The following is a 20,328-nucleotide window of genomic DNA, read 5'->3' on the forward strand; positions in this document are numbered from 1 at the left end:
CATGCCGCTTCGCCACGGAGCGGCCATGTCCGAAGAAAGCGATCTCGAGAAAACCGAACCCGCCTCACCCCGGCGCCTGGAAAAGGCGCGCGAGGAGGGGCAGGTGGTGCGTTCGCGCGAGCTCGGCACCTTCGTGATGCTGATGGCCGGCGTGGCCGGCCTGTGGGGCCTGGGGGGCATGCTCGGCCGCAAGCTCGATACCGTGATGCGGGCCGCGCTGTCGTTCGAGCCCGCCGTAGCGCACGATCCGGCCCGCATGCTGTCCGGCTTTGGGCAACTGGTGTGGGAATCGCTGCTCGGCGTGCTGCCCCTGTTGCTGCTGTTCGCCGTGGCCGCGCTGCTGGCGCCCATGGTGCTCGGCGGCTGGCTGTTCTCGACCAAGTCGCTGCTGCCCGATTTCTCCAGGCTGTCCCCGCTCAAGGGGTTGGGGCGGCTGTTCTCGGCGCAGTCTCTGGTCGAACTGACCAAGGCCGTCGCCAAGTCGCTGCTGGTCGGCGGCATCGGCTTCTGGGTGCTGTGGCGCCATCTGCCGGACGCCGTGGCGCTGATGAATGCGCCGGTGCACGAGGCGCTGCTGCGCCTGCTCGAGCTGGTGCTGCTGTGCTGCGCGCTGGCCGCCGGGTCGCTGCTGCTGGTGGCCGCGATCGACGTGCCCTGGCAATTCTGGGACTACTTCAAGAAGCTGCGCATGACCAAGGAAGAGGTCAAGCAGGAGCACAAGGAAAGCGAGGGCAACCCGCACGTCAAGGGCCGGATCCGCCAGCTGCAACGCCAGATGGCGCGGCGCCGGATGATGGCCGAGGTGCCGAAGGCCGACGTGGTGGTCACCAACCCGACCCATTTCGCCGTGGCGCTGCGCTACGAGGAAGGCCGCATGGGCGCCCCTCGCGTGGTTGCCAAGGGCACCGAGGAGGTCGCCGCGCGCATTCGCGAGCTGGCCGCCGAGCATCGCGTGCCGATCCTGTCCGCGCCGCCGCTGGCGCGTGCGCTGCACCGCCATGTCGAACTGGGCCACGAGATCCCTGCCGGGCTGTACACCGCGGTGGCGGAGGTGCTGGCCTGGGTCTACCAACTGAAACACTGGCACCACGCCAACGGGCCGCTGCCCGAGGCCCCGACCGGCCTGCCGGTGCCCGATGAACTTGCCGTACCGGAAAGCCGCGCATGAATGCATTGAACTCGCTGTTCCGACTGCCCGGCGGGCAGTCCGCCGGCCAGCTGAAGGCACTGGCCGGGCCGCTGCTGATCGTGATGATCCTCGGCATGATGGTGCTGCCGCTGCCGCCATTCCTGCTCGATCTGCTGTTCACCTTCAACATCGCGCTGTCGATCATGGTGCTGCTGGTCGGCATGTACACGCAGCGTCCGCTGGACTTCGCCGCGTTTCCGGCAGTGCTGCTGTTCTCGACGCTGCTGCGGCTGTCGCTGAACGTCGCCTCGACCCGCGTGGTGCTGCTCGAGGGCCATACCGGCCCCGACGCGGCCGGCAAGGTGATCGAGGCCTTCGGCCACTTCCTGGTCGGCGGCAACTTCGCGGTCGGCATCGTGGTGTTCGCGATCCTGGTGGTGATCAACTTCATGGTGATCACCAAGGGCGCGGGCCGGATCGCCGAGGTCGGCGCGCGCTTCATGCTGGACGCGATGCCCGGCAAGCAGATGGCGATCGACGCGGACCTGAACGCCGGCCTGATCAACGAGGAGGGCGCGCGCAAGCGCCGCGCCGAGGTCGCGCAGGAGTCGGATTTCTACGGGGCGATGGACGGGGCCAGCAAGTTCGTGCGCGGCGACGCGATCGCCGGCCTGCTGATCATGTTCATCAACGTATTTGCCGGCATGGTGGTCGGCATGGTCCAGCACGACCTCGACTTCTCGACGGCGGTGCGCAACTACACGCTGCTGACCATCGGCGACGGCCTGGTCGCGCAGATTCCGGCGCTGGTGATCTCGACCGCCGCCGGTGTCATCGTCTCGCGCGTGTCGAACGACCAGGACGTCGGCGAGCAGCTGACCGGCCAGCTGTTCTCCGATCCCCGCGTGCTGTATCTGACCGGCGGCATCATCGGCCTGCTGGGCATCATCCCGGGCATGCCGCACGTCGCCTTCCTGCTGCTGGCCGGCGGTCTGGTCTGGTTCGGCAGCTATGTCAGCAAGCGCAAGCTGGCCGCCAGGCAGACCGCCAAGCGGGAAGAGCGTGCGCCCGCGCTGGCCAACGAAAATACCGAGGCGACCTGGGATGACGTCACGCTGGTCGATCCGCTCGGCATGGAAGTCGGCTACCGGCTGATTCCGCTGGTCGACCGCGCGCAGAACGGCGAGCTGCTGGGCCGGATCAAGAGCATCCGCAAGAAGGTCGCGCAGGAGGTCGGCTTCCTGGTGCCGGTCGTCCATATCCGCGACAACCTGGAGCTGAAGCCCAACGCCTACCGGATCACGCTGAAGGGCGTCGAGATCGGCTACGGCGAGGCCGTGCCCGGCCAATGGATGGCGATCGATCCGGGCCAGGTCAGCGGCACGCTGCCCGGCACGCCGACGCGCGATCCGGCCTTCGGCCTGCCGGCGGTCTGGATCGACAGCGGCATCAAGGAACAGGCGCAGGCGCTGGGCTACACCGTGGTCGACGCCAGCACCGTGGTCGCCACGCACCTGAACCATCTGATCCATCAGCACGCGGCCGAGCTGCTGGGCCGGCAGGAAGTGCAGGCGCTGCTGGACCGTATCGCCAAGGACTCGCCGAAGCTGACCGAGGATCTGGTGCCGAAGACGATCACGCTGACGTCGCTGCAGAAGGTGCTGCAGAACCTGCTCGACGAAAGCGTGCCGATCCGCGACATGCGCACGATCCTCGATGTGATCGCCGAACATGCGCCGAAGATCAGCGACCCCAACGAGCTGACCGCGCTGGTGCGGATGGCGCTGGGCCGCGCGATCACGCAGCAGTGGTTCCCCAATGGCGCCGACCTGCAGGTGATCGGGCTCGACGCCGGCCTCGAGCGCGTGCTGTCGCAGGCGTTGAACTCGGGCGGCAGCATCGAGCCCGGCCTGGCCGATGCGCTGGTGCAGCAGGCGCAGGCCGCGGTGGCGCGCCAGGAGCAGATGGGTCTCGATCCGGTGCTGCTGGTCCCGCATGCGCTGCGGCCGTTGCTGTCCCGCTTCCTGCGGCGGACCATGCCGCAGCTCAGGGTGCTGTCGCACGCCGAGGTGCCGGACAACCGCAATATCCGTATTACCGCGATGATCGGCGGCGCGGGCTGAGTCCGATCGTCGGGGGGGGCGGCGCCGCAGCCGCGGTGCGATCGCAGGCGACAGGAGCACTCCCTGTCGCCTGTTTCTCATCAAGGGCCGAAATTATTGCCGGCCGCTGCCGTTAACCCGGAGACGAGGACGTGCGGCGCCGTCATCGCCCAAATAGCGCCGCAATCCCCCGCCTATTCAGCCCAATAGCACGACACCCCCGCTCGCATAATCGACACGTCGAAGAGGCCGGCTGCCGCTTCGCACGTGGTGCCGATGGCCGAGTGCGGCGATCCGCGCAACGTCCCGCTCTCTCCTCCCTGCGCGAGACGCCCGTCGCCACCACCTGACGACAGACCGGCCTGTGCCCGTCGGCCGCATGCCGACACCATCGCGGCCAGCGATGCCGCGGTGCCGGACAACCGAACATCGAATGATTGCCACGAGCGGCGGTGCCGCTGGATCCCGCTGAAACCAGGGTCGCGAAACATGAGCGTAGCCAAATTTGTGGCGGCCAACGGCCGCGAAGCCTTGCGCCAGGTGCGCGAAGCCATGGGGCCGGACGCCGTGGTGCTGTCCAACCGCACCGTCGACGGCGGCGTCGAGATCGTGGCGATGCGCGATACCGATCTGGGCGCGATCTCCGACAGCGCGCCCCGGTTCCAGCCACCGGTGCGCGAGCCGATCCAGGTCGCGGCCGTGGAGCATATCGACGGCATTCGTGGCGAACTGCAAACGATGCGCGCGCTGATCGAGCGGCAGCTGTCAGGCATCGCGGTCCCCGCCGTGCCGGCCGCCGCCGCGGATCCGCTGCGCGAGTCGCTGTTCGAATGGCTGGTGGGCGCGGGCTTTTCCGCGCAACTGGCACGCACGCTGCTGGCGCGGCTGCCGGCCGGCCATGACCGCCCCGCCGCGATGGGCTGGATCCGCCAGGAGATCGCCAGCAAGGTGCCGGTACTGGCCGACGAGGACGCGCTGTTCGGCCAGGGCGGCGTGCTGGCGCTGGTCGGCCCGACCGGGGTCGGCAAGACCACCACCACCGCCAAGCTGGCCGCGCGCTTCGTGCTGAAGCACGGCGCCGACAAGCTTGCGCTGCTGACCACCGACACCTTCCGGATCGGCGCGCACGAGCAGCTGCGCATCTACGGCGACATCCTCGGCGTGCCGGTGCACGCGGTCAAGGATGCGTCGGATCTGCGTCTCGCGCTGGGCGCGCTGTCGCAGAAGCATCTGGTGATCATCGATACCGTCGGCATGAGCCAGCGCGACCGCAATCTGTCCGAGCAGATCGCGATGCTGGCGGGTGCGCCGGCGCCGGTGCAGCGGGTGCTGCTGCTCAACGGCGCCAGCCACGGCGATACGCTCAACGAGGTTGTGCATGCCTACCGCCACGACGCCGCGCCAGGCGCCGGCATCGACGGCTGCATCATCAGCAAGCTCGACGAGGCCACCCATCTGGGCTCGGTGCTAGATGTCGTGATCCGGCACCGGCTGCCGGTGTTCTACGCGTCGACCGGCCAGCGCGTGCCGGAGCACCTTGAACTGGCGCGCGGCGACGCGCTGGTCGAGCGCGCCTTCCTGATGCCGCGGCGCGGCTCCGTCTTCGCCGATGCGCAGGCCGCGCGCCGCGCGCTGGCGGCGCCAGCAGGCGACGACGTGGTCGACGCGGGCCACGGCGCGCGCAACGAAGCGCACGACGTGCTGCGCTCGATCGCCGACAGCGGTCATGCCGTCGGCGCCTGCGTCAACGCGCTGCGCGACGGCCCCTATGGTTTTGCGCTGCTGCGCGAGCTGTGGGCGGGCCGTGGCCAGGGCCAGGCGGAGCCGGCCGAACTGCGTCCTCTGGTGCGCCAGGTCCGCGACGCGGTCTGCCAGGATGCCAGCCGGCATTGCGAACACTTCGTGCTGTCCGCGTCGGTGACGCTGCCCTGCGCCGTGCCGGGCCGCCGCGCGCCACAGCCGTGGCAGCACACGCTGTGGCTCGGCGACCGCGACGGCATGCCGCTGATGGCCACCGTGACGCCGCTGGCGCGCACGCCGCAGGCCGGCGGCTGGGACACCGAGATGGCGGATTGGCGCGCCGCGCTGGCCGCGCGCCGTACCGTCGTCCATCTGCTCGACACGATGCCGGCCGGCGCCACGCTGCAACGCTGGCAGTCGAGCGGCGAACGCTGGCTGGCGGCAGCACGCAAGAGCACGCGCGTGCTGTGCGACGGCACCGCATGGAAGCTCGATGCGCTGGCCGACACGCTGACTTTCCACGCGCAGGCCGAACTGCGCTGGCGCGACCGCGACGCCGTTCAATGGGTCGCGCAGACCAGGGTGCGCGTGATCGAAGGGCAGACCCGTGCCGCGCGCGGCACCGCCACCGAAGGCGGCATCGAGGCCGTGCTGCTGGTGGCGCGCACCATCGAGCGCGACAGCGGCCAGACGCTCGCCGTCGACTATCTGCTGGCCGATCCGGCGCTCGCCGGCGCCGGTGCGCAGCTCGCCCAGTGGGCACGCTGGGGCGAGGCCGCGGCGCTGCAATGCCGCACGCTGCGCCATGCGCTGGACCATCTCGGCCGCCCGGCCGGCACGTCGCAGCAAGCGTTCGACGTCGACGCGCTGGTCGCGCTGCAGGCCGGCATGACCGCGTTGCGGCTGGCCCATGCGCCGGCACAGGCGGCGATCGACTGTCTGGCGGGGCTGGCCGGCCAGGCAGGCCGGTCGGCCGCCAGGGATGCGGTACCGGGCGCCGCCGCGCTGCTCGAGGGACTGGGCCGCCTGCTGGCCCTGCTCGACGTGCTCGAGAACTTCCCGGGCCGCAACGCCGCCGCGGTCGGGTCGGCTCGCGCGTCGAACGACAAGCGCGGCGCAGGCGAGGCCATCGAGGCGATCCGCGCCGCGACCCCGGCCGCGAATCATGCCCTCACTGACGCCGAATTGCCGGCGCCGGCGCTGCCCGAATCCGCGCAGCATCTGGCCCAGCGGATGACGCAGAACGCCGCGGGCACACGAGAGAACGCGTCGGCGAAGTTCGACCTGGCCGCGCTTGGAGACTGATTGAACATGCTTGCCGTCGATCAGGCCGAAAGCCTGCGCCGCATGCTGGCGCCCCGCGCCACCCGCCGTATCGCCGTGTTCGGCTGCGAGCCGGGCGCCGGTGCGACCACGGTCGCGCTGGGCCTCGCTCATGCGCTGGCATTGCAGGGCGAGCGCGTGCTGCTGGTCGATGAAGACCTGTCGCACGCGCGCGCGACGCGCCTTGCCGGTGCCTCGCCGCCGGGCACGCTGGCCCAGGTGCTCGCCGGCGCCGTCGCGGTCGATGCCGCGGTCGGTCGCCGCGAAGCCGGCATGCCGGCGCTGCTGCCCGGCGATGCGTCGGCGTGGGGCCCGCTGCAGGCGCTGCATGACTTCCGCACCGTCGTCAGCGATGCGCGCCTCGGCGCCGATGGCGCGTTGTCGCGCTTTTCCGCCGCCGCGCACAACCTGGTGGTGGTGATGCGGCCCGAACGCGAATCGTTGACCGCCGCCTATGCCTGCATCAAGCGGCTGCATCATCGCTACGCCTGCCGGCATTTCGAACTGGTGGTCAACTGCGCCGCCAGCGAAGCGTCGGCGATGGCGATCGCCGGCAACCTGGCGCGCACCGCGGGCCAGTATCTCGGCGTGCAGGCGCGCTGCGCCGGCGTGCTGCCGGCCGACCCGCTGGTCGCGCGCGGCACGGCGCTGTCGCGGGGCGTCGTCGATGCTTTCCCTGGCGCGCCGGCCACCGCCATGCTGCGCCGACTTGCCGTCAGCATCGCTGGCTGGCCTCTTTCACCCGATCCCGAACCGATGCCCGCCGCTGGCGCCGCGACCGCCGTCGCCACCGCCGCGCTGCCCGCATCGGCGATGGCCTGCTAGCACTCGCGAGAATTCCACCATGTACACGATCCAGGGAAAGCTCGAACAGACCGACACCGTCCAGACCCATGCGCCGCTGGTACGGCGCATTGCCCTGCAACTGGCGGCGAAGCTGCCGGCCAGCGTGCAACTGGACGACCTGATCCAGGCTGGCATGATCGGCCTGCTCGACGCCGCCCGCCGCTATGAAGACACCCACGGCGCGCGCTTCGAGACCTATGCCAGCCAGCGTATCCGCGGCGCGATGCTCGACGAGGTACGCGCCAACGACTGGCAGTCCCGCAGCCTGCGCCAGTCGACGCGCCGGATCGAGCGGACCGTGCGCGCGCTGGAGCAGAAGCTCGGCCGCACGCCGCTGGATTCCGAGGTTGCCGAAGAACTGGAGATGCCGCTGGACGAATACCAGAGCATGCTCAACGAGGTCTATGGCTGCCAGCTGCTGCATTACGAGGACTTCGAGCGCTCCGGCGAGGAGGATTTCCTCGATCGCCACCTGACGGTCAGCGAGGACGGCAATCCGCTGACGCTGCTGATGGAAAGCGGCATGCGGGGCGCGCTGATCCGGGCGATCGAACGGTTGCCCGAGCGCGAAAAGCTGGTGCTGTCGCTGTGCTACGACCAGGAGCTGAACCTGCGCGAGATCGGCGCGGTGCTCGAGGTCACCGAATCGCGCGTCTGCCAGATCCGCAGCCAGGCCATCAACCGGCTGCGCAGCCAGTTGCGCGGGCTGCTGTGATGGCCCGCATGGCAGGTCGCGCGTTCGGGTCGATCGTGGCGATCGCCTCGGCGGCCGTGGCGGTGATCTCGCCTGCCGTCGCGGCCTCGCCGCTGATGCACACCAATTTCGGCGGCGACTCGCGCCATGCATGGACCGCATCGGTGTCCGCGCCGGCGCTGTACGGCCGCGGCGTGCGGGCCTTGTCGGCGCCTATCCTGCCCAGCGGCTATCTGGCGCAGGCCGAAGGGGTGATCACCGCAGTGCGCTGGCGTTACCGTTTTGCTCGCGTGCCACCGCCAAATCTGCAAGCCTATCTCTGTAATGCCAACCGTTGCGTGCTGCTGCCCGGGCCCGAGGGCAAGACCGATGCCTTCCGCGGCGACGATGCCGACAAGGGTTTCGTGTTTGCGTTCCGCATTCCGGGACAGGGGCCGTTGACGCCCGTGCTGCAAGGGCAGGCCAGCCAGATCACGGTCAGCTATCGCTGAATGGCGGGCGCCGCGAAGGCGGCAAGGTGACGGCGAAGCCGCCGTCGTGACGAGGTGATTGGCGGTGGACTTGCCGGCTCGCGGCGGGTGGCATTGAATGTGCTTGTTGCCATGGAGAATCTGGCAGCGAGACATCGAAATGAGCCCCAACCGAACCAGCGGTAATCGCATCCGCCTGCTGGAAAACGGCGACGAATATTTCCCGCGCGTCTTTGCCGCGATCGCCGCCGCGCAGACCAGCGTTCTGCTGGAAACCTTCATCCTGTTCGACGACCGCGTCGGCGTGGCGCTGCGCGAAGCGTTGATTGCCGCGGCCAAACGCGGCGTCCATGTGGCGATCACCGTCGACGGCTACGGCTCGCCCGATCTGCCGCCCGCGTTCGTTGCCGGCATGGTCGCGGCCGGCGTGCGTTTCCATATCTTCGCGCCGCGCCGGCGGCTGCTCGGTGTGCGGACCAATCTGTTCCGCCGGCTGCATCGCAAGCTGGTGGCGATCGACGGACGCATCGCCTTTATCGGCGGCATCAACTTCTCCGCGCAGCACCTGACCGACCATGGCCCGCAGGCCAAGCAGGATTATGCGGTCGAGGTCGAGGGACCGGTCGCCCACGAGGTGCATCGCTTCCTCGTGCAGACGCTGCCGCCGGGCGACGTCGACGTGCCCGCGGTCCCGCCGCCGGCGCCGGCCGGCAATATGGCCGCGTGGCTGGTCACACGCGACAACGACGCGCATCCGACCGATATCGAATGGGAGTACCTGCAGGCGATCCGCGCCGCGCGGCATCAGGTGGTGATCGCCAACGCCTATTTCCTGCCGGGCTATCGCGTGCTGCACGCGATCTGCGAGGCGGCCCAGCGCGGCGTCGACGTGCGCCTGATCCTGCAGGGCAATCCCGACATGCTGTGGGTCAAGCGGATGGCCGACATGCTGTATGCCCATCTGCAGGACGCCGGCGTGCGCATCTTCGAATACTGCGAGCGGCCGCTGCACGGCAAGGTCGCGGTGATCGACCGCGACTGGTCCACCGTCGGCTCCAGCAACCTGGATCCGCTGAGCCTGTCGCTGAATCTGGAAGCCAACCTGGTGATCCGGGACGCCGGCTTCGCGCGTGGCCTGCGCGAGAACCTCGACGCGCTGATGGCCAATGCCTGCCGCGAGATTCCGCCGAATCGCCAGACGCGGCGCGCGCCGCTGCAACTGGCGGCGACCACGCTGATGTTCCACTTCCTGCGCCGCTTCCCCGCATGGGCCGGCTGGCTGCCCGCCCACACGCCGAAGCTCGTGGTCGCTACCGCCGAGCCGCCGCGCCGGCCCTGGCGATTTCCGGTGCTGAAGCGGGGCGCCGGCGGAGCGGAATAGATGACAGCACAGGGATCACGCGGAAGGATGACGGCAATACGACGACGGCAATACGACGACGGCAAATCGATCACGGCGACCAGATGACGGCACGACAGGCGACTGACCACCACACGAGAACACGGCGGCGCAGCCGCTGGGCGCAGGTGCGCCGCATACTGGGCATCGCCTTTGTCGCGCTCGTGGTGGTGCTGGTGGTCAGGAAGCTGGCCGAGGTCGACTGGGCCGAGGTCTGGGTCACGCTGCAGGAATACGACTACCGGACGCTGACGCCGGCCGCGCTGCTGGTGGTGCTCAGCTATTTCTGGCATTCGGCGTTCGACCTGCTGGGCCGCTGGTATGCGCGGCATCGGCTGTCGTCGCCGCGGGTGCTGGTGATCGCCTTCGTCAGCTATGCCTTCAACCTGAACCTCGGCGCGCTGGTGGGCGGCCTGGGCATTCGCTACCGGCTCTATTCGGGAGCGGGACTGTCGGGCGCACAGATTGCGTCGGTCTATACCATCGGCGTGGTCAGCAACTGGATCGGCTACCTGGCGCTGCTCGGGGCGGTGCTGGCCGCTCGCACCGTGGTGCTGCCGCCCGAATGGGGGCTCAATGCCACCTTGCTGCAGATCGCGGGATTTGCGCTGCTGGCGGTGGTCGCCGCGTACCTGGTCGCCTGTGCGAGGGCCAGACGGCGCCGATGGACGGTGCGCGGCCATGCCTTTCATCTGCCGCCGCTGCGTTTCGCCGTGATGCAGTGCGCGCTGTCGATTACGAACTGGCTGACCATCTCGGCCATCATCCAGACGCTGCTGCCGTCGTCGGTGCCGCTGCTGGTCGTGCTGGGCGTGGTGCTGATCGGCAGCATCGCCGGCGCGGTCGCGCATATCCCTGCCGGTCTGGGTGTGCTCGAGACGGTGTTCGTGGTGCTGCTGGGCGATCGCGTGCCGCACCACGCGCTGCTGGCCGCGCTGCTGGCCTATCGGGCGATGTACTACCTGTTGCCGATGCTGCCGGCGGTGGTGGGGTATTTCCTGCTGGAGGCGCACGGAAGGCGCGCCAGCACGGTCGAGCCGACGGCGTAAGGTGTGTTGCTTCGCCGCAGAGAGAGAAATCAGCCGCTGGCCAGGCTGACGCCGCGCGGACCGGCCTGTGCCCGGCCATTGCGGCCGTAGACGGTGGCCGTGTCGCCGCGCTGGCGAAGCGTCTGCAACGCGTCCTGCGTGTATCCCAGATGCGCCGACACCACGGCGCCGTTCAGCGTATTGGCTTCGGCCGCGCCGCGCGCGGTCAGCACGAGGGTGCGCCATGCGGCGGCGACGCCTTCGTCGATATGCAGTCCCACCAGTTGCCGGCCGCTGCCCACGCGGATGCCGAGCGCGGCCATCTGGGCCTGGCGTGCGGTGCCCAACTGGGCGATCTGCTGCGCCAGCTCCTGCTTGCTCTGCACCAGTTCGCCCAGCGACTGGAAGTCGCCGGCGCGAATCGCGGTCCGTTCCTGCTGCAGCGCATCGACGAAGGCGGCGATGGCTTGCGTTTCCCGCTGCATGCTGGCGATCAGGGCTTGGCTCATGGGCGCGAAGTTGAAGGAATTCGGTTGGGGTAACGGCCGAGGGATCAGCGGCCGCCGTCCTGCGTCAATTCGCGCAGCGTGGCCAGCAGACCGTCGGCGATCTTGCTCGGGTCCATCTTCAGGCGCCCTTCGGCGATGGCCTGGCGGATCTCGTCCACCTTGGCTTGATCGATATCGCCGTCGGCCTCATGGGCCAGACGCGAGCCGATATCGCGCACCTGGCTGCCCAAGGGGCTCATGGTCAGGCCGCTCGCGGACGGTGCGGCGCCCGGCACGGGGCTCGACGCGGTGCGTCCAGTGCTTTCAGCGGCACCTTCGCCGGTGCGCGGCAGGGTCGATTGGTGGATCTTCACGGGATGTCCTTGCTGGGTTTGCTCAGCTTAACGGCGGGGCGTCGCCAAACTTTAGGACGCGAATTGTGACACGCTGTAACGACGCTGTGGCGATGGCTGGGGCTGAGGCCGGGGCCATGTCGGCGGCTATTGTTGCAGCACCACCGTGTCGGCGTCCCGCACCAGCCCGTTGACGACCTGGCCGCTCTTGAGCCGGATCTGCACCGTGTTGCCAGGAGCGGCGTCGGCCAGGATCTTGCCCTCGCTGCGGATCTGGAAGGCCTCGCCTTCGATGGTCACCGCGACCATCTGACCCTGCTTGACCGCGATCGCCTTCCGGACCATGTCCATCCGCAGCGGCGAGCCGGCCGCGATCCGGTTGGCCGTGACCGCGCCCTGGAGCTGCGCCGGGTCGGTCACGACCGCGCGCGGCAGGCCGGCAAGATCGCCCTCGCGCCGTTCCAGATCGGCCGGGCCGATCGGCTGGCCCGGCGCCAGCGCATGCGCGGCGACATAGTAATCAGCCACCACCGAGACGCGTGCCTGCACGTAACGGGTCCACGGCCGCTCGCCACCGCAGCGCACGCCAACCGAAACCCGGCCCCAGGCCGCCGCGCCGCCCGGCAGGAACGGCTGCGGCGCCACGCATTCGCGCGCGCGTCCGCCCGAGGGCGGCACCACCTGGATACTGGCCTTGCCCGGCAGCCCGGTGGTCTCGCGCAGCAGGAACTGCTCGACCGCGACGCGCACCGGATCGTCGGTGAACGGCGACGGCTGTGCAGCCTGGGGCGGCGAGGCAGATGTCGTGACCGATGTCGTGGCGGTCGCCGCCAGCGCGGCGGTGCATGGCAGCGCCGCGCAGAGCGCCAGCGAGGCGAGGCGGCGTGGTGCCGATCGGTGCGTGCGAAACATGGCGTGATCCCGGCAGGCGAAATGGAAAGTCAGGAAACAAGGCGGCGGGCCGGACGCAGGCGCGCGCGTGGGGGCAGGCGCGCGTGCAGGCAGTGGGCGTTCGGCAACGAGACCTCATTGTAGGCAGCGGCACGCGCGCCCTCCGCCTGAAATGCGCAGGTTTCCCCGTCCTATTCATCCGATTGCACTGGCCAGCCGCCACCTAAGATGGCACCCGTAAAGAAGGCCGGGCCCATTCCCGGCCGCCCTCACGCCTTTGCCGACGCAGGGGCGCGTGGTTTCGTCACACGTTCCTCGATAGCGAGAGATAGCGAGATACGGACATGATCGACAGACTCGATGCGTCGTTCCGTTTCCAGCAGGAAGCGTTGAACTTGCGCAATCAGCGGCAATCGGTGATCGCCGCCAATATCGCCAATGCCGATACGCCGGGCTTCAAGGCCCGCGACTTCGACTTTGCCAGCCAGCTGTCCGAATCGGTCGAGCGGGGGCGGCAGGCCAACGGCGTGTCGCTGTCCACCACGTCGACGCGCCATCTGCCGGGCCAGGCCTCGGTCGCCAGCGAGTTCGAGCTGGCGTACCGGATTCCGATGCAATCGAGCATCGACGGCAACACCGTCGAGATGGACACCGAGCGGGTGGCATTCGCCGACAACTCGGTCAAGTACGAGTTCGGCCTGACGGTGATGAACTCGAAGATCAAGGGCATGTTGGCCGCCATCCAGTCGTGAGGAAACCATGCCGGCAATGAATATCTTCGACGTGACGGGCTCGGCGATGGCCGCCCAGTCGCAACGCATGAACGTCACGGCCTCGAACCTGGCCAACGCGGACAGCGCGGTGGCGCCCAACGGCCAGCCGTATCGCGCCAAGCAGGTGGTGTTCGGCCTCGCGCCGACGCCCGGCCAGGCCGATATCGGCGGCGTGCAGGTGCGCGGCGTGATGGAAGATCCGTCGCCGCCCCGCATGGTGCACAACCCCACGCATCCGCTGGCCAATGCCGACGGCTACGTGGTGATGCCCAATGTCAATCCGGTGGAAGAGATGGTCAACATGATTTCGGCGTCGCGGTCCTACCAGGCCAATGTCGAGGTGTTGAACTCCGCCAAGAACATGATGCTCAAGACGCTGACCATCGGTCAGTGATTCCGCCATATCGACCGGACCAACCGGATCAACGGGACCAACGATGACCACCACGCCACCCGTCAACAACAGCAGCAACAGCGCCGCCAACCAGCTGGCCAACAGCGCGTCCAGCGCCGCGGACCTGCAGAACAACTTCCTGAAGATGCTCGTCACGCAGATGAACAATCAGGATCCGCTCAAGCCGATGGACAATGCCCAGCTGACTTCGCAGCTCGCGCAGATCAGCACGGTCAGCGGCATGCAGACGATGAACGCGACGCTGGCCCAGCTGCTGAACCAGGTCAGCGCCAGCCGCGCGATGGATTCGGCCGCGCTGATCGGCCGCACGGTGATGGTGCCGGGCAAGGAAGTCGCCGTCTCCGGCGGCAAGCCGAGCCAGTTCGGCATCGACCTGCCGGCCACCGCCGACGCGGTCACCGTCGACGTGCTCGACAAGGACGGCAACGTGGTGCGCACCATCGACCTGAAGGGCCAGACCGCCGGCGTGCACGACGTGAGCTGGGACGGCAAGAACAACGCCGGCGGCGTCGTGCCGGACGGCGACTACACGTTCAAGGTCAGCGCAACCGCGGACGGCAAGAGCGTGCAGCCAGTGGCGCTGGTCTACGGCAAGGTGCAGGCCATCAGCGGCGATGCCAATGGCGTGCTGGTCGATATCGGCGGCGGCCACACCGCGCTGGTCGACGACGTGCGCAAGATCCTTTAATCCGAATCATCGGCATTCAACAGAACGCCAGCGCGGCGGTGCCAAGGGCGCCGGCGCGGGCAAATTCGTACGACGCGTAACAAGGGGAAATCATGGGTTTCGGTCAAGGAGTCAGCGGCATCAATGCCGCGGCACAGAATCTGGACGTGATCGGCAACAACATCGCCAACGCGAACACCGTCGGCTTCAAGCAATCGACCGCGCAGTTCGCCGACGTCTACGCCGGCTCGAAGGTCGGCCTGGGCACGCGCGTGAACTCGGTGGTGCAGTCGTTCACGCAGGGCAATATCGAGGCGAGCGGCCGCTCGCTGGACGTCGCGATCACCGGCGGCAACGGCTTCTTCCGCATGGTCGGCACCGACGGCTCGGTGTTCTTCTCGCGCAACGGCCAGTTCCTGCGCACCGACGACGGCCGCATCACCAACGCGCAGGGCCTGCAGCTGACCGGTTATCCGGCCGGGGTGCAGCCGGGCGGCGGCGTGCAGCCGCAACCGCTGGTGGTGTCCAGCGCCCAGATGGCGCCGAAGGCCACCGACCGCATCACCGCGCAATACAACCTGGACTCGCGCGGCACCGCGCCGACCGTGCCGTTCACGACCTCGGCCGGCAACCCGCCCGCCGCCGCGATGTTCAACTACAGCAGCACCATCGAGGTGTTCGACTCGCTGGGCAACGCGCAGCAGGTCACGGCCTACTTCCGCAAGGGCGCGACCGACGCGACCGGCACCGACTGGCAGGTCTATGTGACCGACGCTACCGGCACGCAGCTGTCGGGTCCGAACGCGATGCGCTTCGACCTGAACGGCGCGCTGGTCACGCCGGCGCCGGGCGCGACGATTCCGGTCAATGTGCCGGCCGCCGGCGGCGCCGCCGCGATGAACATCCAGCTGGACCTGGCCGGCACGACCCAGTTCGGCGACGACAACGATCCGAAGTCGATCGTGCAGAACGGCTATACGTCGGGCTCGCTGCTGGGCTTCTCGATCGAAGCGGACGGCACCATCCTGGGCAGCTATTCGAACGAGCAGACCCAGTCGCTGGGCCAGGTCGTGATGGCCTCGTTCGGCAACGTCGAAGGGCTCAAGCCCGAGGGCGACAACGTCTGGAGCGCCACCGGCGCCTCGGGCCAGCCGCTGCTGGGCTCGCCGGGCGGCAGCATGGGCCAGCTGCAGTCGAACGCCGTGGAAGCGTCGAACGTCGATCTGTCGGGCCAGCTGGTCAACCTGATCATTGCCCAGCGCAACTACCAGGCCAATGCGCAGACCATCCAGGCGCAGGACCAGGTGCTGCAGACGCTGGTCAACATCTGACCGGCACGTCAGCGGTAACCGCAAGCATTGGATAGGAATCGCAGATGGATCGCCTGATCTACACCGCCCTGTCGGGCGCCAAACAGACGCTGGACCAGCAGGCCGCGGTGGCCAACAACCTGGCCAACGTGTCGACCACGGGCTTTCGCGCGCAGGTCAACATGTTCCGCGCGGTGCCGGTGGTCGGGCAGGAGACGCCCACCCGCGCCTTCACGCTGGCCAGCACGCCGGGCGCCGACATGAAGGCCGGACCCCTGACCTATACCGAGCGTCCGCTCGATATCGCGATCAAGGGCAACGGCTGGCTGGCGGTGCAGGGGCGCGACGGTGCGGAAGGCTATACCCGCGCCGGCTCGCTGCAGGTGGGCCCGGACGGCCAGCTGCTGACCTCGAACGGCCTGCAGGTGCTCGGCGACGGCGGCCCGATCGCGGTGCCGCCCGGCTCGACGGTGACGATCGGCAACGACGGCACCATCACCGCGCGCGGCCCTGGCGAGACCGCCAATGGCCTCGCGCAGGTGGGCCGGCTGCGGCTGGTCAATCCGCCGCCCGATGCGATCGCACGCGGCGACGACGGCCTGTTCCGGCTGCGGCCCGGCGCTGCGCCGCTGGAGACCGACCAGACCGTCCGCGTGATCGCCGGCGCGCTCGAAGGCAGCAACGTCAATCCGGTCGAGGCGATGGTCGACATGATCGCCAACGCGCGCCGCTTCGAGATGCAGATCAAGATGATCCAGGGCGCCGACGCCAACGAGCAGCGTGCCAACGCGCTGCTGTCGAACCGTTAAGCGCCGACGCCAAGCACCCACCAATGAATCGACAGGGCACGCCGGCGCGCGTGCCCGCCACCGAAGGAACACCATGAACCGCTCTCTCTGGATTGCGAAGACCGGCCTCGATGCGCAGCAGACGCAGATGGACGTGATCTCGAACAACCTGGCCAACGTGTCAACCACGGGCTTCAAGCGCAGCCGCGCGGTGTTCGAGGAACTGATGTACCAGACGATCCGCCAGCCCGGCGCGCTGTCGTCGGACCAGACCACGCTGCCGTCGGGCCTGCAGCTCGGTACCGGTGTGCGTCCGGTCGCCACCGAGCGCATCCACACGCAAGGCAATCCCCAGCAGACCGGCAATGCCAAGGACGTGGCCATCATCGGCCAGGGCTTCTTCCAGGTCACGCTGCCGGATGGCACCACCGCGTACACCCGCGACGGCTCGTTCCAGGTCGATCAGAACGGCCAGCTGGTGACCGCCAGCGGCTTCGTGATCGAGCCGGCCATCGCCATTCCGGCCAACTCGACCTCGCTGACGATCGCGCGCGACGGCACCGTGTCGGTGACGCAGCCGGGCAATGCCAACAACGTGCAGGTCGGCCAGCTGCAACTGGCCACCTTCATGAACCCGACCGGTCTGGAAAGCCTGGGCGAGAACCTGTACGTGCAGACCGACGCGTCGGGCGCACCGAACCCGACCGTCCCCGGCCTGAACGGCGCCGGCATCCTGCAGCAGAACTACGTCGAAGCGTCCAACGTCAACGTGGTGGAGGAGCTGGTCAGCATGATCCAGACCCAGCGCGCCTACGAAATCAACAGCAAGGCCGTACAGACGTCCGACCAGATGCTGCAACGCCTGACTCAGCTGGGTTGAACATGAACGCCATGCTGTTCCGTCTGGGCCGGTCGGCCTGCCGTCTGGCCTGCATTCTCGGGCCGCTGCTGGCCACCGGCTGCGCGCTGATGCCGCGCGAGCCGCTGGTGCAGATGCCGACCACGGCCCGGGCCGAGCAGCGGCCGATGATCGCGCCGACCGGCTCGATCTATCAGAACTCCTACGCCGGCAACCCGCTGTTCGAGGATCGCCGCCCGCGCAACGTCGGCGACATCCTGACCATCGTGATCAGCGAGAACGTCAACGCGTCGAAGAACTCGGGCACCAATGCCTCGCGCACCAGCAATGCGGCGCTGGCCTTCGACGCGGTGCCGCGCGCGCTCGGCGGCCTGTTCGGCGCCAGCCAGAACGCCAACATGAGCGGCGAGAATGGGATTCGCTCCAGCGGCGGTTCCAGCGCGGCCAATACGTTCAACGGCACCATCACGGTCACCGTGATCGAGGTGCTGGCCAACGGCAACCTGGTGGTGTCGGGCGAAAAGCAGATGGCCATCAACCAGGGCGCGGAATTCATCCGCTTCTCGGGCGTGGTCAATCCGCGCACGATCACCGGCGACAACGCGGTGCCGTCGACCCAGGTGGCCGACGCGCGCATCGAATACACCGCCAAGGGCTATATCGACGAAGCGCAGAACATGGGTTGGCTGCAGCGCTTCTTCCTCAACGTTTCACCGTTCTGATTCGCGTCATGTCTTTGCGCCTGGCTGATTGCCTCCGCGGTTGCCGCCGCCCTAGCCGTTCCGGCGTCTGCACGCCGGGCCTCCTGCCGCTGTTCGCGCTCGCCCTGGTGCTGGCGCTTGGCCTGCTGCTGCCCGCGGGCCCCGCCCATGCCGAACGCCTGAAGAACCTGGCGACCATCCAGGGCGTGCGTGACAACCCGCTGGTCGGCTACGGCCTGGTGGTCGGGCTGGACAACACCGGCGACCAGACCATGCAGACGCCGTTCACGACGCAGAGTCTGACCAACATGCTGTCGCAGCTGGGCATCACGCTGCCGGCCGGCCGCAACATGCAGCTGAAGAACGTGGCCGCGGTGATGGTCACCGCGACGCTGCCGCCGTTCGCGCAGCCGGGCAGCCAGCTCGACGTGGTGGTGTCGTCGATGGGAAATGCCAAGAGCCTGCGCGGCGGCACGCTCTTGATGACGCCGCTCAAGGGCGCCGACGGCCAGGTCTATGCGATCGCGCAGGGCAACCTGCTGGTCGGCGGCGCCGGTGCGTCCGCCAACGGCAGCAAGGTGCAGATCAACCAGCTGGCGGTCGGCCGCATCGCCAACGGTGCCATCGTCGAACGCGCGGTGCCGGCGTTCCAGGCGGACAACGGCATGCTGACGCTGGAGCTCAAGAGCTCCGACTATGGCACCGCCGAGCGCGTGGTCGACGCGATCAACCGCAATCTGGGCGGCGGCGTGGCCAGCGCACTCGACGCGCGCGTGGTGCAGGTGCGCGTGCCGCAGGCCTCGTCGCAGCGCGTGGCGATGCTGGCGCGCATCGAGAACATCGACGTGACGCCGGCCCGCGCCGCGGCCAAGGTCATCCTGAACGCCCGCACCGGCTCGATCGTGATGAACCAGGACGTCACCGTGCAGGACTGCGCGATCGCGCACGGCAATCTGTCGGTCGTCATCAATACGCAGCCGGTGATCAGCCAGCCGGCGCCGTTCAGCGGCGGCGAAACGGTGGTCGCGCCGGTGTCGGAGATCAACCTGAAGCGCGACGGCGGCTCGCTGCAGCTGGTCCGCGCCGGCGCCTCGCTGTCGGCGGTGGTCCGTGGCCTGAACTCGCTGGGCGCGACGCCGGCCGATCTGCAGACCATCCTGGAAGCGATGCGGGCGGCGGGCGCGCTGCGCGCCGAGCTCGAAATCATCTGATCGCGACGGGCCATCGCATGAGCCAACCGATCCACGCTCAAGCCGATCTGTCGCAGCGCTTCGCGCTCGACACGCAGGGATTCGAAGCGCTGAAGCAGGGCGCGCGCGACGGCAGCGCCGACACGCTGAAGGCCGCCGCCAGGCAGTTCGAGGCCGTCTTCACGCAGATGGTGCTCAAGAGCATGCGCGAGGCGACGCCGCAGGACGGGCTGTTCGACAACGAGCAGACCAAACTCTATATGTCGATGCTGGACCAGCAGCTGGCCCAGCATCTGTCGTCGAAGGGCATTGGCCTGGCCGAGGTGATGGCGCGCCAGCTGGCGCGTGCCAGCGGCCAGCCGCTGCCGCCGGAGGCCGCCGCCGCCAGCCGCATGGACGATGTGGCGGGCTCCCTCGGTCCGCTGCTGGACGGACGCACCACCGCCGCAGCCGGGGCCAACGAGGAACAGGTGCCGCGCGTCGGCACCGTGGTGCCGGGCGCCAACTGGAACCCGACCGCGGGCCTGCGCCAGTACCAGGCGCAACAGATCGGCCAGTGGCAGGGCGGCGCCGCCATGTCCGAAGACACGCCGTCCCATATCAGCGCCTTCGTCAGCCGCATGGCTGGCCCTGCCGTGGCCGCCTCGCGCGCCAGCGGCGTGCCGGCACGGCTGATCCTCGGCCAGGCCGCCCTCGAGTCCGGCTGGGGCCGCCGCGAAATCACCCATGCGGACGGCAGCACCACCCACAACGTGTTCGGCATCAAGGCCGGCGCCAACTGGAAGGGCCCGGTCGCGGAGATCACCACCACCGAATACGTCGACGGCCAGCCGCAGAAGATCAAGGCGAAGTTCCGCGCCTACGGCTCGTACGAGGAAGCCTTCTCCGACTATGCACGGCTGCTGACCAACAACCCGCGCTATGCCGGCGTGGTATCGGCTGGCTCGGCCGAGGAAGCCGCCCACGGTTTGCAGCGCGCCGGCTATGCGACCGACCCCGAATACGGAGCCAAGCTGGTCCGGATCATGCGGAAGGTGCCGGTCTGACGACTGGTACGCGATCGGTTTTCTTCCTCTCCCCCTGAGGGGGAGAGGAAGCGGCCATTAGGCGAGGCCGCGCCAGGAAGACTTGTACGCCGCCGGTTTTCTCCCCTCTCCCGCTT

Annotated in this window: 20 protein-coding genes; 17 read left to right on the forward strand and 3 right to left on the reverse strand. The window is 68.7% G+C overall.

The window, feature by feature from the left end; genetic code table 11:
* The first annotated feature begins 25 nt into the window (after window positions 1–25).
* The 8 genes from flhB to FOB47_RS01860 all read left to right on the forward strand — a co-directional run bounded on the left by flhB (window position 26) and on the right by FOB47_RS01860 (window position 10,752).
* Window positions 26–1,168, forward strand: a complete 1,143-nt coding sequence (gene flhB / locus FOB47_RS01825; RefSeq protein ID WP_174779773.1) for a flagellar biosynthesis protein FlhB — start codon at window positions 26–28, stop codon at window positions 1,166–1,168.
* Window positions 1,165–3,252: a flagellar biosynthesis protein FlhA gene (gene flhA / locus FOB47_RS01830; protein ID WP_053824399.1), complete on the forward strand. Its 2,088-nt coding sequence runs from the start codon at window positions 1,165–1,167 to the stop codon at window positions 3,250–3,252. The genes flhB and flhA overlap by 4 nt, the downstream gene beginning before the upstream one ends.
* 468 nt (window positions 3,253–3,720) lie before the next feature.
* Complete coding sequence (gene flhF, locus FOB47_RS01835; RefSeq protein ID WP_174779774.1) at window positions 3,721–6,276, forward strand: flagellar biosynthesis GTPase FlhF; 2,556 nt, start codon at window positions 3,721–3,723, stop codon at window positions 6,274–6,276.
* 6 nt (window positions 6,277–6,282) lie between these two features.
* On the forward strand, window positions 6,283–7,119 hold the full coding sequence (locus tag FOB47_RS01840) for a P-loop NTPase family protein (RefSeq protein ID WP_053824715.1): 837 nt from the start codon (window positions 6,283–6,285) through the stop codon (window positions 7,117–7,119).
* A 19-nt stretch (window positions 7,120–7,138) separates the two neighbouring features.
* Window positions 7,139–7,855, forward strand: a complete 717-nt coding sequence (locus FOB47_RS01845) for an RNA polymerase sigma factor FliA (RefSeq protein ID WP_053824398.1) — start codon at window positions 7,139–7,141, stop codon at window positions 7,853–7,855.
* 95 nt (window positions 7,856–7,950) lie between these two features.
* Window positions 7,951–8,325 (forward strand): flagellar protein FlhE, encoded by a 375-nt coding sequence (locus FOB47_RS01850; RefSeq protein WP_226995088.1) that lies wholly within the window; start codon window positions 7,951–7,953, stop codon window positions 8,323–8,325.
* Between the two features lie 139 nt (window positions 8,326–8,464).
* Window positions 8,465–9,685, forward strand: coding sequence for a cardiolipin synthase ClsB (gene clsB / locus FOB47_RS01855; RefSeq protein WP_174779775.1), 1,221 nt, complete (start codon window positions 8,465–8,467; stop codon window positions 9,683–9,685).
* Window positions 9,686–9,768: 83 nt separating this feature from the next.
* Window positions 9,769–10,752: a lysylphosphatidylglycerol synthase domain-containing protein gene (locus FOB47_RS01860; RefSeq protein WP_315904295.1), complete on the forward strand. Its 984-nt coding sequence runs from the start codon at window positions 9,769–9,771 to the stop codon at window positions 10,750–10,752.
* Between the two features lie 29 nt (window positions 10,753–10,781).
* On the opposite strand, the gene FOB47_RS01865 is transcribed toward FOB47_RS01860, so the two are convergent.
* The 3 genes from FOB47_RS01865 to flgA all read right to left on the reverse strand — a co-directional run bounded on the left by FOB47_RS01865 (window position 10,782) and on the right by flgA (window position 12,484).
* Window positions 10,782–11,240 (reverse strand): flagella synthesis protein FlgN, encoded by a 459-nt coding sequence (locus tag FOB47_RS01865; RefSeq protein WP_174779776.1) that lies wholly within the window; start codon window positions 11,238–11,240, stop codon window positions 10,782–10,784.
* Window positions 11,241–11,284: 44 nt separating this feature from the next.
* A complete protein-coding gene (flgM, locus tag FOB47_RS01870; protein ID WP_006579136.1) occupies window positions 11,285–11,593 on the reverse strand; it encodes a flagellar biosynthesis anti-sigma factor FlgM in 309 nt (102 codons plus the stop codon).
* Between the two features lie 126 nt (window positions 11,594–11,719).
* A complete protein-coding gene (flgA, locus tag FOB47_RS01875; protein ID WP_174779777.1) occupies window positions 11,720–12,484 on the reverse strand; it encodes a flagellar basal body P-ring formation chaperone FlgA in 765 nt (254 codons plus the stop codon).
* Between the two features lie 323 nt (window positions 12,485–12,807).
* Here flgA and flgB point away from each other — a divergent pair, with 323 nt between their 5' ends.
* The 9 genes from flgB to flgJ all read left to right on the forward strand — a co-directional run bounded on the left by flgB (window position 12,808) and on the right by flgJ (window position 20,212).
* On the forward strand, window positions 12,808–13,215 hold the full coding sequence (gene flgB, locus FOB47_RS01880; protein ID WP_053824393.1) for a flagellar basal body rod protein FlgB: 408 nt from the start codon (window positions 12,808–12,810) through the stop codon (window positions 13,213–13,215).
* A gap of 7 nt (window positions 13,216–13,222) precedes the next feature.
* Window positions 13,223–13,630 carry a flagellar basal body rod protein FlgC gene (gene flgC / locus FOB47_RS01885; RefSeq protein WP_006579133.1) on the forward strand — a complete coding sequence of 136 codons (408 nt, stop codon included), beginning with the start codon at window positions 13,223–13,225 and terminating at the stop codon, window positions 13,628–13,630.
* A gap of 43 nt (window positions 13,631–13,673) precedes the next feature.
* Window positions 13,674–14,339 (forward strand): flagellar hook assembly protein FlgD, encoded by a 666-nt coding sequence (gene flgD, locus FOB47_RS01890; protein WP_174779778.1) that lies wholly within the window; start codon window positions 13,674–13,676, stop codon window positions 14,337–14,339.
* A gap of 92 nt (window positions 14,340–14,431) precedes the next feature.
* On the forward strand, window positions 14,432–15,649 hold the full coding sequence (gene flgE, locus FOB47_RS01895) for a flagellar hook protein FlgE (RefSeq protein WP_174779779.1): 1,218 nt from the start codon (window positions 14,432–14,434) through the stop codon (window positions 15,647–15,649).
* 44 nt (window positions 15,650–15,693) lie between these two features.
* The gene (flgF, locus tag FOB47_RS01900; protein WP_006579130.1) at window positions 15,694–16,437 is read left to right on the forward strand and encodes a flagellar basal-body rod protein FlgF; all 744 of its coding nucleotides are present in this window, start codon (window positions 15,694–15,696) and stop codon (window positions 16,435–16,437) included.
* 73 nt (window positions 16,438–16,510) lie between these two features.
* Window positions 16,511–17,296 carry a flagellar basal-body rod protein FlgG gene (gene flgG / locus FOB47_RS01905; protein WP_023264122.1) on the forward strand — a complete coding sequence of 262 codons (786 nt, stop codon included), beginning with the start codon at window positions 16,511–16,513 and terminating at the stop codon, window positions 17,294–17,296.
* 11 nt (window positions 17,297–17,307) lie between these two features.
* Window positions 17,308–17,997: a flagellar basal body L-ring protein FlgH gene (flgH, locus tag FOB47_RS01910; RefSeq protein ID WP_052511343.1), complete on the forward strand. Its 690-nt coding sequence runs from the start codon at window positions 17,308–17,310 to the stop codon at window positions 17,995–17,997.
* A gap of 8 nt (window positions 17,998–18,005) precedes the next feature.
* Window positions 18,006–19,187 (forward strand): flagellar basal body P-ring protein FlgI, encoded by a 1,182-nt coding sequence (locus tag FOB47_RS01915; RefSeq protein WP_244959251.1) that lies wholly within the window; start codon window positions 18,006–18,008, stop codon window positions 19,185–19,187.
* Window positions 19,188–19,204: 17 nt separating this feature from the next.
* Window positions 19,205–20,212: a flagellar assembly peptidoglycan hydrolase FlgJ gene (flgJ, locus tag FOB47_RS01920; RefSeq protein ID WP_174779780.1), complete on the forward strand. Its 1,008-nt coding sequence runs from the start codon at window positions 19,205–19,207 to the stop codon at window positions 20,210–20,212.
* The last annotated feature ends 116 nt before the right edge of the window (window positions 20,213–20,328 follow it).

Origin of the sequence: Cupriavidus gilardii (assembly GCF_013347325.1) — a bacterium.
Lineage (GTDB): Bacteria > Pseudomonadota > Gammaproteobacteria > Burkholderiales > Burkholderiaceae > Cupriavidus > Cupriavidus gilardii.